15 protein-coding genes are annotated in these 14563 nt (G+C 60.6%); 13 read left to right on the plus strand and 2 right to left on the minus strand.

Annotation, left to right across the window (positions count from 1 at the left end; genetic code table 11):
* Positions 1 to 23: 23 nt before the first annotated feature.
* Genes ACP15S_RS13400 through tspO form a run of 3 tightly spaced genes read left to right on the plus strand, consistent with a single transcriptional unit; the run spans position 24 to position 3090 of the window.
* Entirely contained in the window at positions 24 to 1571 is a 1548-nt protein-coding gene (locus ACP15S_RS13400; RefSeq protein ID WP_425040143.1) for a phytoene desaturase, read from the plus strand.
* Complete coding sequence (gene crtB / locus ACP15S_RS13405; RefSeq protein ID WP_425040144.1) at positions 1568 to 2596, plus strand: 15-cis-phytoene synthase; 1029 nt, start codon at positions 1568 to 1570, stop codon at positions 2594 to 2596. The genes ACP15S_RS13400 and crtB overlap by 4 nt, the downstream gene beginning before the upstream one ends.
* A 5-nt stretch (positions 2597 to 2601) precedes the next feature.
* A complete protein-coding gene (gene tspO / locus ACP15S_RS13410; RefSeq protein ID WP_425040145.1) occupies positions 2602 to 3090 on the plus strand; it encodes a tryptophan-rich sensory protein TspO in 489 nt (162 codons plus the stop codon).
* Between the two features lie 46 nt (positions 3091 to 3136).
* On the opposite strand, the gene crtC is transcribed toward tspO, so the two are convergent.
* Both crtC and crtD read right to left on the minus strand, forming a co-directional pair.
* On the minus strand, positions 3137 to 4012 hold the full coding sequence (gene crtC / locus ACP15S_RS13415; RefSeq protein WP_425040903.1) for a carotenoid 1,2-hydratase: 876 nt from the start codon (positions 4010 to 4012) through the stop codon (positions 3137 to 3139).
* A complete protein-coding gene (gene crtD, locus ACP15S_RS13420) occupies positions 3967 to 5550 on the minus strand; it encodes a 1-hydroxycarotenoid 3,4-desaturase CrtD (protein WP_425040146.1) in 1584 nt (527 codons plus the stop codon). The genes crtC and crtD overlap by 46 nt, the downstream gene beginning before the upstream one ends.
* 109 nt (positions 5551 to 5659) lie before the next feature.
* Here crtD and ACP15S_RS13425 point away from each other — a divergent pair, with 109 nt between their 5' ends.
* The 10 genes from ACP15S_RS13425 (at position 5660) to pufL (ending at position 14563) form a co-directional block, all read left to right on the plus strand.
* Entirely contained in the window at positions 5660 to 6547 is an 888-nt protein-coding gene (locus tag ACP15S_RS13425; protein WP_425040147.1) for a polyprenyl synthetase family protein, read from the plus strand.
* A 3-nt stretch (positions 6548 to 6550) separates the two neighbouring features.
* Positions 6551 to 7687, plus strand: a complete 1137-nt coding sequence (locus tag ACP15S_RS13430; RefSeq protein ID WP_425040148.1) for a methyltransferase — start codon at positions 6551 to 6553, stop codon at positions 7685 to 7687.
* 141 nt (positions 7688 to 7828) lie between these two features.
* Positions 7829 to 8770, plus strand: coding sequence for a chlorophyll synthesis pathway protein BchC (gene bchC, locus ACP15S_RS13435; RefSeq protein WP_425040149.1), 942 nt, complete (start codon positions 7829 to 7831; stop codon positions 8768 to 8770).
* Complete coding sequence (locus tag ACP15S_RS13440) at positions 8767 to 9765, plus strand: chlorophyllide a reductase iron protein subunit X (RefSeq protein WP_425040150.1); 999 nt, start codon at positions 8767 to 8769, stop codon at positions 9763 to 9765. The genes bchC and ACP15S_RS13440 overlap by 4 nt, the downstream gene beginning before the upstream one ends.
* Before the next feature lie 49 nt (positions 9766 to 9814).
* Positions 9815 to 11386 (plus strand): chlorophyllide a reductase subunit Y, encoded by a 1572-nt coding sequence (bchY, locus tag ACP15S_RS13445; protein WP_425040151.1) that lies wholly within the window; start codon positions 9815 to 9817, stop codon positions 11384 to 11386.
* Positions 11386 to 12891 (plus strand): chlorophyllide a reductase subunit Z, encoded by a 1506-nt coding sequence (gene bchZ / locus ACP15S_RS13450; protein ID WP_425040152.1) that lies wholly within the window; start codon positions 11386 to 11388, stop codon positions 12889 to 12891. The genes bchY and bchZ overlap by 1 nt, the downstream gene beginning before the upstream one ends.
* On the plus strand, positions 12884 to 13108 hold the full coding sequence (pufQ, locus tag ACP15S_RS13455) for a cytochrome PufQ (RefSeq protein ID WP_425040153.1): 225 nt from the start codon (positions 12884 to 12886) through the stop codon (positions 13106 to 13108). The genes bchZ and pufQ overlap by 8 nt, the downstream gene beginning before the upstream one ends.
* 158 nt (positions 13109 to 13266) lie before the next feature.
* A complete protein-coding gene (gene pufB, locus ACP15S_RS13460) occupies positions 13267 to 13416 on the plus strand; it encodes a light-harvesting antenna LH1, beta subunit (RefSeq protein ID WP_425040154.1) in 150 nt (49 codons plus the stop codon).
* Between the two features lie 14 nt (positions 13417 to 13430).
* The gene (gene pufA / locus ACP15S_RS13465) at positions 13431 to 13601 is read left to right on the plus strand and encodes a light-harvesting antenna LH1, alpha subunit (RefSeq protein ID WP_425040155.1); all 171 of its coding nucleotides are present in this window, start codon (positions 13431 to 13433) and stop codon (positions 13599 to 13601) included.
* 122 nt (positions 13602 to 13723) lie between these two features.
* A complete protein-coding gene (pufL, locus tag ACP15S_RS13470) occupies positions 13724 to 14563 on the plus strand; it encodes a photosynthetic reaction center subunit L (protein ID WP_425040904.1) in 840 nt (279 codons plus the stop codon).

Below are 14563 nucleotides of genomic sequence, written 5' to 3' on the forward strand. Positions count from 1 at the left end.
CTAGACATGCTAAGGTTGACAGTATGACACGTGTAGACCCCACACTCCCCGCCCAGGCGCGTAAAGCCACCGCTCCTCATGCTCTCGTAATTGGTGCTGGACTAGGGGGCCTTGCCTCCGCCATGCGCCTCGGAGCCATGGGCTATCGCATTACGATCATTGATAAACTTGACGTGCCCGGTGGGCGCGGCTCCTGCCTTCGCAAGGACGGCTACCGGTTCGATCTGGGCCCAACGATTGTCACAGTGCCGCAGGTCTTCCAGGATCTCTGGGCGGCCTGTGGAAAGCGATTCGAAGACGACATTGAGCTGCGTCGCATGGATCCGATGTATGAGATTCGCTGGCCAGACGGGTCAAAATTCGCCGCCCAGCAGGATACGGATGGCATGCGCAAGGAGGTTTCGCGCCTCTCGCCGAGTGATCTCAAAGGCTATGAAGCGTTCCTGTCTGATGCGGAAAAACGCTATTGGTTTGGCTTCGAAGACCTAGGGCGCCGCCCGATGAACAAGCTCTGGGAGCTAATCAAGGTGTTGCCCAAGTTTGCGTGGTATCGCGCGGATCGGTCGGTGTATGCCCATGCGGCGCGGCGCGTGAAGGACGAACGGCTGCGCATGGCGCTTTCGTTCCATCCGCTGTTTATTGGCGGCGATCCGTTCCATGTGACGTCGATGTACGCGCTCGTGAGCCATCTCGAGAAGGAATTTGGCGTCTGGTACGCCATGGGCGGTGTTGCCGCGATTGCAGAGGCCATGGCGCGCGTCGTGCGCGATCAGGGCGGGCTGTTGCGGATGGAGACGGAGGTTGACGAAATTCTCTTTGAAGCCAACCGTGCGAAAGGCGTGCGATTGGCGTCTGGCGAAGTCATTGATGCCGATATCGTCGTGTCCAATGCGGATGCCGGACACACCTATGATCGCCTTTTGCGCAATCGCGTGAAACGGCGCTGGACCCCGCGGCGTCTGCGCAAGACGCGGTGGTCGATGAGCCTGTATGTCTGGTATTTCGGCACCAAGGGGACGCGAGACAAATGGGCCGATGTGGGCCACCACACGATCCTCAACGGTCCGCGTTACAAGGGCCTCATCGACGACATTTTCCTCAAAGGCAAATTGGCGGACGACATGAGTCTCTATGTGCATCGTCCCTCTGTCACCGATGACACGGCCGCCCCTGAGGGAGATGACGCCTTCTACGTGCTCAGCCCCGTACCGCATCTTGGCCACAAGAGCCCGGTGGACTGGGCCAAGGAGCAGGACGCCTATAAGGCAAAAATGCTCAAGGTTCTGGAAGATCAACTTCTGCCCGGCCTTTCAGAGCATATCTGCTGCGAGGAGGTTTTCACGCCTGAAACCTTCCGGGATCGGTATCTCAGCCCCTTGGGGGCAGGCTTCTCCATTGAGCCGCGTATCCTGCAAAGTGCTTGGTTCCGCCCCCATAATGTCAGCGAAGAGGCCAAGGGCCTTTACCTGACAGGCGCGGGCACACATCCCGGCGCTGGGCTGCCCGGAGTGATCTCCACGGCAGAAGTCTTGGCGAAGCTTGTCCCCGTCCCTGCGGAGGCGCGCTCATGAGTGCTCAGGCTGATCTGGCGCATTGCGAAGAGGCGATCCGGCATGGGTCCCTGTCCTTTCATGCGGCGTCCAAAGTGTTGCCAAAGGATGTCCGTCAGGCGGCCCTCGCGCTGTATGCGTTTTGTCGTCTGGCCGATGACGCCGTCGATCTGAACACAGAGAAAGCGCAAGCGGTTCTTAGGTTGGAAGAACGATTGGCGCGTGTCTATGAGGGCAGGCCCCTGGACCAGCCCACGGATCGCGCCTTCGCGCGGATCGTCGAAGACTACGAGATGCCCCGCGCGCTGCCTGATGCATTGCTGGAAGGGCTGGCCTGGGATGCCATGGGGCGGACGTATGACACCTTGAGCGATGTCTATGGCTACTCGGCCCGTGTGGCTGCGGCGGTTGGGGTCATGATGTGTGTGCTGATGCGCGTGCGCGATGCCCATGCGCTTGCGCGCGCCTGTGATCTGGGCGTAGCGATGCAGCTGACAAATATTGCCAGGGATGTCGGAGAGGACGCGCATGAGCGGCGGTTGTACCTGCCAAAGGCCTGGATGGATGAGGCGGGCATTGATCTGGATGCCTTCTACGATGCGCCCGCGCCCACTGCTGATGTGCGCGCCATGGTGAGTCGTTTGGTGAGCGATGCGCGGCGGCTTTATTTCCGATCTGAGGCAGGTATCGCGGGTTTGCCACTGTCTTGCCGTCCCGGCATTTGGGCGGCGCGGTTGATTTATGCAGGCATCGCAGGTCAGGTCAAACGGCAGCGCTATGACACGATCTCCCGCCGCGCCAGGACATCAAAGTTGCAGAAAATCGGCTGGCTGGCACAGGCCAATACCCGCGCTGTGGCCTCCTCGATCATGCCGCATTCGGCCGTCATTTACGCGCCCGTTCTCCCGGAATGTTCATTCCTGGTAGACGCTGCGGCTCAGGGCGCGCCGGAACGAAATCGGGCGGATGCGCTCGTGGATGCATTGGCCGCGCTCAAGCGCCACCAACAGTTGTCCTTGATGCCACCGGGTATGCGCTCTAGCTAACACTCATGTTCTGGCTCTTCTTCGCGATTTTCTTGGTGGCCTGCTGTGGCGCGGGCTTGACGGGTGGCCTCTTTCCGCCCGGCCCGTGGTATCGCGCATTGGCCAAGCCAAGCTGGACGCCGCCGGATTGGGTATTCCCTGTGACCTGGACGACGCTTTACGTCTGCATGTCTCTGGCAGGGGCACGGGTGGCGATGCAGCCGTCCCCCGAGGCCATGCTGGCGCTGGCACTTTGGGCGGGACAGGTGGCTTTTAACGGATTGTGGACGCCGGTGTTCTTTGGGCTGCAAAGGATCAAGGCAGGCCTGTTTGTCCTGATCGCGCTATGGGTCCTGGTGGCGGCAACGCTTTGGGCGCTGTGGCGGGTTGATATGGTCGCAGGATTGCTGTTTGCGCCTTACCTTCTATGGGTCACGATCGCGGGGGCGTTGAATATCAGCGTCTGGCGGCTCAATCCCGATGAAGCGAAAAACCCCCCTGCAATCGAGACCTGAGCCGCTTCCTTCCGGCGATTTACGTAAATGCTCGAGAACAGCGGCCTTAGTCTTTAAAGGTCCATCCTGAGCGTCTGGGGACACGGACGGCCAGCATCGGTTTGAGAAGCGGCGAGCGAAACCTTCTGAGATCGAGGGCTTCGTGTACGCCGATGCTTTCTTCCCCGTCCAGGACAGTGCGCACCATGGAACGGGAATAAAAGGGTGCATCCAGCATATTCATGACCTGATGCGGATTGCAGTCCTCATCGCCGCGCGTCTCGCGTTTGACCGCCCAAAGCGAGCGCCGGACGGCCTGTTTCGGCGGTAGCGTGATTTCGGAGGCCTGTCCGTCTGGCGTAAAGTGAAACGCGGAGGCCAGTTCGGATCCATCAAGGCGCACCGCATCATAGAAACACGTGGCGCCCTTTTGCGCGGGAAACCGGCCCCAGGTCCAGAACGAGAAGTCTTCTTCCAAAGCGCGCGTCCCAAAATTGGCATCGAAATAGCCATGGCCGGACCATTTCCATCCGGAGGCGTCCAGATCAACTTCGACGTCGGATACAGGCGCAAAGGGGCGCCAGATATGAGCGCCATCGGGCGTCAAAGGGAGCTCGACATCTGTTATGGCCGAAGGTGTGACGCGGATTTGGCCGCGCACGCGCGAGATCAGCGGCGGGCCGGAAATCTCGTTGACGTTGATTGTCAGTGTCTGCCCATCCCATGCGAGCGAGGAGGGGCCCACAGTAAATGTGTCTTCGCTTTGGCGTAGCGCGGTCCGACCGCGATCTGTCATCGTGAAGCGGCCGCCGCGTCCGTAGGTTGCGACGTTGATACACACGTTGTTTTCCGGATCCTTGCGACCCGACCAGCGATACCAGGGCGAAAAGACCGAGCCTATGAAGGCGATGACCGAGATTGCACGGGTCCCGCAATCGGAGATGGCGTCGATATACCACCAGGCGTAGCCGTTGGGCGGAACCTTGAGGGCGAAGTTTGGTCCGTCAAGATCGCCTCGGCCGCGTGCGCGCCGGAGAGTGCCGACATCGGCACCCCCGCTCCCGGATGGGTTCCGCCCCCGCAGAGGTAAAGACCCGGGATCTTCGTGCGCGCCTGCGGGCGTTGAAATGCTGCCATCGTCCCATGCGGGCTTTGCCCGTAGAGGGAGCCTTGTGTCGCCGGAAAGAGGCGGTCGAAGCCCTGCGGTCCGGTCAGCGCGTGGCGTGGCTGTGGAATCGGATCGAATGTCAGCCCGTGGGCCCGCAAGGTCGGAAAAGTGCGTGTCAGACATGTCTCAGCCTCCTCAGCGCGCGTTGTGATGCCTTGCTCCAACGGCGGCGCGTTCATGATGATTTCGAACCGCTCCAAATCGGGCGGTGCGGTGGGCGTGCCGCGATCCTCGGCACAGATGTACAAGGTCGGATTGCGCGGCATCTGGCCTGCTTTGAGATCGGAAAACTCCTGTGCGGGGTCGGCACAGAAGAAGACATTATGATACGCCAGGTCATCGGCGCGTGGTCCGGTGGGCGTCGCCGCAAAGGACCAGACATTGGCCGACAGGCTGCGTGGTGCATCCCGGGTGTGCTTTGCCACCTGGCCAACACCTTCTCCCAAGGCGCCTGTGGCCAGGGCACGGGGATCGCCATTGAAGACAACCGTCTTGGTCTGATGGGTGCCGTGTGCCGTTTTGATTTCATGCAGGCCATCTCCCATCGGGATAATGGCCTCGACATGATTTTCGAATTGAAAGGTCACGCCCAGCTTCTCGGCGAGCTGCATCATGGCGCGCGCGAGCCTGTGCATGCCGCCTTCGACAACATGCACACCCGATGCCTCTGCATGCCATATCAGCGCGAGCACTGCAGGGCTTTGATAGGGCGAACCGCCAACATATGTCGCGTAGCGCCCGAAGAGCTGTTGCAGGCGCGGATCGTCGAAGGAGCGTGCGAGGCTTTGGGCGAGCGTCGAGAGCGGTGCCATTTGCCGGAGCAGGGCGGGGCGTTGCGCCACTGTCTTGACGAGATGCGGGATGGACGGCGAGGCGGCCCGCATCAAAGGGGCATCAAAGGCTTCGAAGAGGCAGGCTGCGCGCTTGGTGAATGCGTGAAATTGCCGGGCGGCTTTGTCGCCTGCGAAAGCCCGCACGGCTTCCATGCTTTGCGCTTCATCCGCATAAAGATCGAGCGTGCTGCCGTCAGGCCACCAATGCCGGGCCAGCAGGTCTTGCGTGTGGAGTGTCACGTGATCTTCAAGAGCCTCTCCCGCGCAGGCGAAAAGTTCGTCGAATACCCATCGCATCGTGAGAACCGTGGGGCCGGCATCCACAGGACCGGCAGGAGACGGGACCTGCCGCGCGCGACCGCCCGGGGCGGCATGGCGATCCAGAACCAGGACCGATCTGCCAGCGGCGGCGAGGCGGATCGCTGTGGCGAGGCCACCCATACCGGCGCCTATGACGATATCCCGATGCGCGGTTGTCACGTTGAACTCCTCTTGGATTGGATTGTTGACTCGATCCGCTTAAGTGTCCAGTATGATTTACACATAGTGTGTCATAAAAAAGTGACGCATGCAGGGCGAGGAACACTCAATGGGCCTTCAGGGACGTATCGACACAGCCATTTCCACTGCTATTCAAGGAGCTCAGGGCATCGCGCCCACGACGCCGAGCAAGTTGGCGCGGGCCTTGGACTATGCGGTTACGCCAGGTGGCGCGCGGATTCGGCCGACGATTCTGATGTCCGTTGCCTCTGCATGTGGCGATGATCGACCTCAGATCAGCAATGCGGCGGCTTCTGCGCTCGAGCTTATCCATTGTGCCAGCCTCGTTCATGACGACCTGCCCTGTTTTGATGATGCCGAGATGAGGCGCGGCAAGCCTTCGGTTCATCGGGCGTTTTCGCAGCCGCTCGCCGTTTTGACCGGAGACAGCCTGATCATTCTGGCGTTTGAAACGCTGGCGCGGAATTGCATCGCTGAGCCGACGCGTATGGCCGAGTTGATTTCCATTCTGGCGCGCCGCTCCGGGATGCCCGATGGCATTTGCGCCGGGCAGGGTTGGGAAAGCGAGACGGATGTGGATCTCGCCTCCTACCACCGTTCCAAGACTGGCGCGCTCTTTATTGCGGCGACGCAAATGGGCGCGGTGGCCGCGGGGCAGGACGCAGAGCCTTGGGAAGAGCTTGGCGCACGGATCGGCGAGGCCTTTCAGGTCGCCGATGACCTGCGCGATGCTTTCTACTCCGAAGAACAACTGGGCAAACCGGTTGGTCAGGATGATTTGCATGGGCGGCCCAATGCCGTGAGCCAGCTCGGTGCGCGAGGGGCGATGGCGCGGCTCAAGGACATTCTGGCAGGGGCTATCTCATCGATCCCGTCCTGCCCGGGTGAGGCGCAGCTGGCGGAGATGGTGCGGATGTATGCCGAAAAGGTCACGCCTTCGGTTCCTGCGAAATACGCCGCCGATTTTCAGGCCTGATCCATGTCATTGGTGCACGATCCTCTCCCCGCCCGCAGGCGCAGCCGATCTCTCTCGTCGATGCTCAACCGTTTGGTTGCCCGGCCCGGATTTCAGGACTGGGCCTCGCGGATGCCCTTTGCCGCAAAAAGCGCGCGGCGAGATGGCGAGGCATTGTTCGATATTGTCGCCGGTTTTGTGAATGCGCAGGTCTTGTTGGCTCTGGTGGAGCTGGAGATTTGCGAAACGCTGCTGGACGGTCCCCAAAAGGTGGAGGATCTGGCGCGGGGCACAGGCGTTCCGGTTCTGCGCATGGAGCGTCTTTTGCGCGCGGCTGTCGCCCTCGATTTGTTGCGGCTTCATCGCGACGGCCGGTTTTCTGTCGCGCGCAAAGGAGCCGCGATGGTCGGTGTTCCCGGGCTGCGGGCAATGATCCGGCATCACGGCGCGTTTTACAGTGATATGGCGGATCCCGTTGCCTTGCTGCGGGGGGATGTGCAGACGGAACTGGCACAGGTTTGGCCGTATGTCTTTGGGGATGGCGGCGCCGCTGATCCCGAAACCAAACGGTTTTACTCCGACCTCATGGCCGACACGCAGTCCATGGTCGCGGCTGATACGTTGCGCATGGTGAACCTGACCTCCGCATCTCGTTTGATGGATGTCGGCGGTGGATCCGGGGCCTTCGCGCTCGCGGTTGCGCAAAAACACAAAGACATGTCGTTGACCGTTTTTGATCTGCCCGGTGTTGCGGATCAGGCTGTGGCGCGTTTCGCGGAAGCGGGCCAGGGCGCGCGTCTGAGCGTGGAAGAGGGCTCGTTCCGCGATCAGGCTTTGCCGCAGGGCGCTGACGTTATCTCGCTCATTCGTGTGCTCTATGATCACGAAGACAGCACGATCACAGACCTTCTCGAAAAGTGCCACGCGGCTTTGCCTGAGGGTGGCAGATTGGTGATTTCCGAGCCAATGACAGGCGGCGCCGCCCCGACACGGGCAGGCGATGTCTATTTCTCCTTCTACACAATGGCGATGCAAACCGGACAGGCGCGCGCCCCGGACCGCATAGCGCATTTGTGCCGTCAGGCTGGCTTTACAGATGTACGCCAACCGCGGGCGCCGCGGCCCTTTGTGACCTCTGCAGTCGTGGCCACAAAAGCATGAATTTCTCCTGCTCAGAGCGCCCGTTTAAAAAAATGTCCAAAATGTTTGACAGTCCAATGTGTAAGTCTAAACTTACAGTCAGACGCGAACGGACTGGGGTGAGTCTCTTTTTGCCCCGCACAACAACAAGGAGGGCCGGATATGCATACTGACGCTATTGTACTTTCAGGTCCAAAACAGATCGCGCTCACGAAGCTCAAACTCAACGAGCCGGGGCCGAATGATCTGGTGATCGATATCAAACATTCCGGAATTTCCACCGGGACCGAGAAGCTATTCTGGTCCGGTCAAATGCCGCCTTTCCCCGGTATGGGGTATCCGCTGGTCCCTGGATATGAGGCGGCAGGTGAAGTGGTGGAAGCCGGGCGCAACACAGGCTTTCACCCCGGTGAATACGTCTTCGTGCCCGGCGCCAATTGTTATGAAGAAGCTTTTGGCCTGTTTGGCGGGTCTGCGCGCCGCGTGATCTCTGAGGCGTCGCGCGTCACACGGATTGACCCGAGTCACGGCCCTGAGGGTGCACTTCTTGCGCTGGCCGCGACGGCGCGCCACGCGATGGCTGGGCTCAATAAAACAGTCCCGGATCTGATCGTTGGGCACGGCGTTCTCGGCCGCCTTCTGGCGCGGCTGACGATTGCTGCGGGCGCACCGGCGCCTACCGTTTGGGAAATCGATGCCGATCGCCGCTCGGGCGCGATGGGATACGACGTGGTGCATCCCGATGAAGACACCCGCCGCGATTACACGGCGATCTATGATGCGTCCGGCAATGGTGAATTGCTCAACTCTCTCGTTGGGCGCATCGCCAAAGGCGGCGAGATCGTCCTGGCCGGGTTTTATACCAAGCCGCTGAGTTTTGCCTTCCCGCCCGCCTTCATGAAGGAAGCGCGCTTCCGCATTGCCGCGGAATGGGAAGCAGATGATCTGACCTCCACACGGGCCCTTGTCGAAAGCGGTGCGCTCTCGCTGGTCGGTCTGATCACACATACCGCAACACCACAGGACGCAGATGCAGCCTACCGTCAGGCCTTTGACGATCCGGCGTGTCTCAAAATGATCCTCGATTGGGAGCAATCCGCATGAATGAAGTGCCAAACCTGAAGGACTTTTCGGATCGTCTGCGCGACGAGGCCAATGAGGACCTCGCTGACATCGCGATGGAAGAGCCGACGTCCAAGACCCAGATCATCGCGATCTATGGCAAAGGCGGCATTGGCAAGTCGTTCACGCTGGCCAACCTCAGCCACATGATGGCCGAGCAAGGCAAGCGGGTCCTGCTCATCGGGTGTGACCCGAAATCCGACACCACCTCGCTGCTCTTTGGCGGCAAGGCCTGCCCGACCATCATTGAGACCTCGACGAAGAAGAAGCTGGCCGGGGAAGAAGTGAAGATCGGCGATGTGTGTTTCAAGCGCGGCGGCGTTTTTGCCATGGAGCTTGGTGGCCCGGAAGTGGGTCGCGGCTGTGGTGGTCGTGGGATCATCCACGGGTTTGAGCTGCTCGAAAAGCTGGGCTTCCACGATTGGGATTTTGACTACGTTCTGCTCGACTTCCTTGGCGACGTGGTTTGTGGCGGCTTTGGCCTGCCTATCGCGCGTGACATGGCGCAGAAGGTGATCCTTGTTGGATCGAACGACCTGCAGTCGCTTTATGTGGCGAATAACGTCTGCTCGGCAGTGGAGTATTTCCGCAAGCTCGGTGGCAATGTCGGCGTGGCCGGGCTCGTGATCAACAAAGATGATGGCTCAGGTGAGGCGCAGGCATTTGCCAAGGCCGTGGACATCCCCGTGTTGGCCTCCATTCCGCAGGATGATGATCTTCGCAAGAAATCCGCGAACTATCAGATCGTTGGCACATCGGAAAGCCAGTGGGGCGCGCTCTTTGCCGAGCTTGGCATGAATGTTGCCAAGGCTCCGCCGGTGCGTCCTGCTCCGCTGAGCCAGGATGGTCTTCTGGAGTTGTTTGACGGCTCGGAAACGGGCGCTGGTGTCGAGCTGCAACCGGCCACCGACATGGACATGCGCGGCAAGAACGCGACGCCGAAGGAAAGCCTTGAGGTGATCTACGACGAGGCCTGAGCGCCACCTGCGAGACCGACGCATTTACCAAGATAAGAAGAGACAGACAGTGAGCAAAGAAGAGACATACGACAACACGGCGACAGTTGAAGTGGAGCGGGGCCAGCCACGCGACGCGGAGCTGCCCGTGGGTGAGGGTATGGCTCCCGAAGGTTTGGGCTGTCATTCCGGTTCCGAGATGGAAAAGGCCGCGCGCATGGCGGGCAATTCCGAGCTTCTCGACAAATTTGCCGAGGATTACCCGCAGGGGCCCCATGACAAGCCCCAGAGCATGTGCCCGGCCTTTGGTTCGCTGCGCGTGGGTCTGCGGATGCGGCGCACGGCGACGGTTCTGTCCGGCTCGGCTTGCTGTGTCTACGGTCTCACCTTTGTGTCGCATTTCTACGGCGCGCGGCGGTCTGTCGGCTATGTGCCGTTCAACTCCGAGACGCTTGTGACGGGCAAGCTCTTCGAGGACATTCGCGACTCGGTGCATGAGTTGGCGGATCCTGAGAAATTTGACGCCATCGTTGTAACCAATCTCTGCGTTCCGACGGCGTCCGGCGTGCCGCTCCGGCTCTTGCCCGATGAGATCAACGGCGTGCGGATCGTGGGCATTGATGTGCCCGGGTTTGGCATTCCGACCCATGCGGAGGCGAAAGACGTCCTCGCTGGTGCGATGCTCAACTACGCGCGAAAAGAGATTGAAGCGGGGCCCGTGCAAGCGCCCGCAGGCGGTAAGTCGGATCGTCCGACGGTCGCGCTTCTGGGCGAGATGTTTCCGGCGGATCCCATGATGATCGGGGCCATGCTGGCGCCGCTCGGTCTGGCGGCGGGTCCTGTTGTCCCGTGCCGTGAGTGGCGTGAGCTTTACGCAGCGCTTGACTGTGGCGCAGTGGCCGCGATCCACCCGTTCTACACCGCTGCGGTCCGCGAATTTGAAGCCGCCGGTCGCCCGATCGTGGGCTCCGCGCCTGTGGGTGTTGAGGGCACGCGGGCTTGGCTTGCGGGCATCGGCGATGCGTTCGGCCTGCCTGCCAAGCAGGTGGAAGCCGCGCAAAACGCCTTCCTGCCCGCCATCCAAGGCGCGTTGGCCAATGTGCCGATCAATGGGCGGATCACCCTGTCAGGATACGAAGGCTCCGAGCTTCTCGTCGCACGGTTGCTGATCGAGAGCGGCGCGGATCTGCTCTATGTCGGGACGGCATGCCCCAAGACTGCTTGGAACAGCGACGATGCGGCCTGGCTCGAAGCCCATGGCGTCTCCGTCAAATTCCGGGCCTCGCTAGAAGATGATTGCGCCGCTGTTGAGGCGTTCAAGCCGGATCTGGCCATTGGCACGACCCCGGTTGTGCAGAAGGCCAAGGAAATGGCGATCCCGGCGCTCTATTTCACGAACCTCATTTCGGCGCGTCCCCTGATGGGCCCGGCAGGTGCGGGTTCGCTGGCGGAAGTCATGAATGCGGCCATCGCGGGCAAGACGCGCATGGAAGAGATGAAAGAGTTTTTCGAAGGTGTCGGCACCGGTGACACGGCAGGTGTTTGGGAAGGTGATCCCAACCTGCGGCCCGAGTTCCGCGCGGCGTTCCAGAAGAAACTCGACAAGCAAGCAAGAGCGGCAAAAGCCGCGGAGATGGTCTGATGCTCATTCAGGATCACGACAGAGCCGGAGGATATTGGGGCGCGGTTTATGCGTTCTGTGCCGTCAAAGGCCTGCAGGTCGTGATCGACGGGCCTGTGGGTTGTGAAAACCTGCCTGTCACGTCTGTGTTGCACTACACCGATGCGCTGCCGCCCCATGAATTGCCGATTGTGACCACTGGGCTGGGCGAAGAAGAGCTTGGACGGGATGGCACCGAGGGCGCGATGAAGCGCGCCTGGGGCACGCTTGATCCCGCGCTGCCATCCGTTGTCGTGACGGGTTCCATTGCCGAGATGATCGGCGGCGGCGTGACGCCCATGGGCACGAATATTCAGCGCTTTCTGCCGCGCACCATTGATGAGGATCAGTGGGAAGCCGCGGACCGCGCGATGACGTGGATCTTCACCGAATATGGCATGACCAAAGGTCGGATGCCGCCGGAGAAGAAGCGTGAGGAAGATGCCAAGCCGCGCGTCAATATCCTTGGGCCGATGTATGGCACGTTCAACATGCCCTCTGATCTCGCAGAGATCCGCCGTCTGGTTGAGGGCATTGGCGCAGAGATCAATATGGTGATGCCTTTGGGCGCCCATCTGGCCGAGATGCGCAATCTGGTGAATGCGGATGTGAACATCTGCATGTACCGCGAATTTGGCCGGGGTCTCTGCGAGGTTCTGGGCAAGCCCTATCTGCAAGCGCCCATTGGCATGGACAGCACGACGCTCTTCCTGCGCAAGCTGGGTGAGCTGACCGGTCTTGACCCTGAGCCTTTCATCGCGCGTGAAAAGCACTCGACGCTCAAGCCCATGTGGGATCTGTGGCGCTCGGTCACGCAGGATTTCTTTGCCACCGCCTCTTTCGCGGTTGTGGCTAATGAGACCTATGCCCGGGGCCTGCGGAACTTCCTTGAGAATGATCTTGGCATGCCCTGTGCTCTGGCAACGGCGCGTGTGGCGGGCTCCAAGACAAACAACAACAAGGTGCGCTCGGAGCTTGAAGCCAAGCGACCTCTGATTGTCTTGGGTTCGATCAACGAAAAAATGTACCTGGCCGAGCAGAAAGCCGGCCATGGTCCCGCACCTGCCTTTATTCCCGCAAGCTTTCCGGGCGCCGCCATTCGGCGCGCCACAGGGACCCCATTTATGGGATATGCGGGCGCTGTTTACGTGCTTCAAGAGGTCTGCAACGGACTTTTTGATGCGCTCTTTCATATCCTTCCGCTGGGCTCCGAAATGGATGCCGCGGAAGCGACCCCCACGACCTTGCGCCGCGACTTCCCCTGGGATGCCGATGCGCAGGCCGCACTGGACCGGATCGTTGCCAGCCATCCTGTCCTGACCCGCATCTCAGCTGCAAAAACCCTACGCGATGCTGCCGAAAAGGCAGCCCTCGACGCAGGGGCAGAACGAGTTGTGGTTGAAACGGTCGAGGCGCTTCGCCCCGACCTAGCCCGTGCCCGGGAAGGGGCCGCGCGAACGAACGAGGGAGAATTCAGTAATGACTGACCTGACATCGAATACACCGGAGAGTGTGCGCAGCCACAAACCCCCGAAGACCGAATTCATGGTCTATTTCGCGGTGATTTTCGTGGCGACGCTGCCTTTGGCCGTCCTGACATGGGCGCTCAAGGCCGTACGCACAATGGCACTCCCCGACCGAGGCCCAGTGGCCCGCGCTTGGACACAAGCCCGGATCATCACGCCGATGATTTTCTCCGCCTGAGATCTGGCTCCGGCGCATCACGCGCCGCCGTCCGTTCAACGCAGAGATAACAAGATCTGCCCATCCCGGCCGGGGTGGCCAGAGCCCTAGGGGATGACCCCCGAAGGACCCGGCCGCAGGGGATCTGCGGCGTCAGCTACCTTTCCGGAGGGAATTTCATGGCTGATCATTCCGACCTGTCCTTCACAGGTCTCACCGACGAGCAGGCGCAAGAGCTGCACTCTGTCTACATGAGCGGGCTTTGGCTTTTCGTGGCCGTGGCCATCGTTGCTCACTTGGCAGTGCTCATCTGGCGCCCGTGGTTCTAAGGAAGGATTGAAGAATGGCAAAGTTCTACAAAGTCTGGCTCGTCTTCGATCCTCGTCGCGTTTTTGTGGCACAGGGCGTGTTCCTGTTCCTCTTGGCTGCGATGATCCATCTCGTGCTGCTCAGCACGGATAGCTACAACTGGTTTGAAATCGCCGACGCAAAATACGAGCGCGGCGCTGAGTAATCAGAGCTCTCGCCACGGGCAGGCTCTGATGTCTGCCCGTGGCAAATCCGACAATCAATGAACGACGGCCCCCCGGCCAGACAAGCCCGGGCATGGTCGCCAACAAACGCGGAGACACCACAATGGCGTTGCTCAGCTTTGAGAGAAAATACCGCGTCCGTGGAGGGACGCTGATTGGCGGCGATTTGTTCGACTTCTGGGTGGGCCCGTTCTACGTGGGTTTCTTCGGGGTCACGACCGCCTTTTTCGCTCTGCTCGGGACCGTCCTCATCTTTTGGGGCGCGTCACAGCAGGGCACCTTCAACCCCTGGCTCATCAATATCGCACCGCCGGACCTCTCATACGGTTTGGGCATGGCACCTTTGATGGAGGGGGGCCTTTGGCAAATCATCACATTCTGTGCCGTCGGCGCGTTTTGCTCATGGGCTTTGCGTGAGGTTGAGATCTGCCGCAAGCTCGGCATGGGCTATCATGTGCCCGTGGCGTTCAGCTTCGCGATTTTCGCCTATGTCACGCTGGTGGTGTTCCGTCCGCTTTTGATGGGTGCCTGGGGGCATGGCTTTCCCTACGGGATCTTCAGCCACCTCGATTGGGTCTCCAACACCGGTTACGCGTATCTGCACTTCCACTACAACCCGGCTCACATGATCGCCGTGACGTTCTTCTTTACGACGACACTGGCGCTTGCGCTGCATGGCGCGCTGGTCCTGTCGGCGGCAAACCCCGAGAAGGGCGAGCTCGCGAAAGGACCGGATGACGAAGACACGTTCTTCCGCGATTTCATCGGGTACTCCGTCGGGACGCTCGGCATTCACCGTGTAGGTTTGCTGCTCGCCCTCAATGCCGGATTCTGGTCCGCCATCTGTATCATCATCTCTGGTCCCGTTTGGACGAAGGGTTGGCCTGAATGGTGGAACTGGTGGCTCGAAATGCCAATCTGGCCAAGCCAAGTGGGGATGTGA

This window comes from Primorskyibacter sp. S187A (genome assembly GCF_049800955.1).
In the GTDB taxonomy this organism is placed as follows: domain Bacteria; phylum Pseudomonadota; class Alphaproteobacteria; order Rhodobacterales; family Rhodobacteraceae; genus JAKVBH01.

Excerpts from the sequence above, each read along its gene's own strand:
- ACP15S_RS13400 (WP_425040143.1), top strand. The coding sequence starts at position 24 with ATGACACGTGTAGACCCCACACTCCCCGCCCAGGCGCGTAAAGCCACC.
- crtB (WP_425040144.1), top strand. The coding sequence starts at position 1,568 with ATGAGTGCTCAGGCTGATCTGGCGCATTGCGAAGAGGCGATCCGGCAT.
- tspO (WP_425040145.1), top strand. The coding sequence starts at position 2,602 with ATGTTCTGGCTCTTCTTCGCGATTTTCTTGGTGGCCTGCTGTGGCGCG.
- ACP15S_RS13425 (WP_425040147.1), top strand. The coding sequence starts at position 5,660 with ATGGGCCTTCAGGGACGTATCGACACAGCCATTTCCACTGCTATTCAA.
- ACP15S_RS13430 (WP_425040148.1), top strand. The coding sequence starts at position 6,551 with ATGTCATTGGTGCACGATCCTCTCCCCGCCCGCAGGCGCAGCCGATCT.
- bchC (WP_425040149.1), top strand. The coding sequence starts at position 7,829 with ATGCATACTGACGCTATTGTACTTTCAGGTCCAAAACAGATCGCGCTC.
- ACP15S_RS13440 (WP_425040150.1), top strand. The coding sequence starts at position 8,767 with ATGAATGAAGTGCCAAACCTGAAGGACTTTTCGGATCGTCTGCGCGAC.
- bchZ (WP_425040152.1), top strand. The coding sequence starts at position 11,386 with ATGCTCATTCAGGATCACGACAGAGCCGGAGGATATTGGGGCGCGGTT.
- pufQ (WP_425040153.1), top strand. The coding sequence starts at position 12,884 with ATGACTGACCTGACATCGAATACACCGGAGAGTGTGCGCAGCCACAAA.
- pufB (WP_425040154.1), top strand. The coding sequence starts at position 13,267 with ATGGCTGATCATTCCGACCTGTCCTTCACAGGTCTCACCGACGAGCAG.
- pufA (WP_425040155.1), top strand. The coding sequence starts at position 13,431 with ATGGCAAAGTTCTACAAAGTCTGGCTCGTCTTCGATCCTCGTCGCGTT.
- pufL (WP_425040904.1), top strand. The coding sequence starts at position 13,724 with ATGGCGTTGCTCAGCTTTGAGAGAAAATACCGCGTCCGTGGAGGGACG.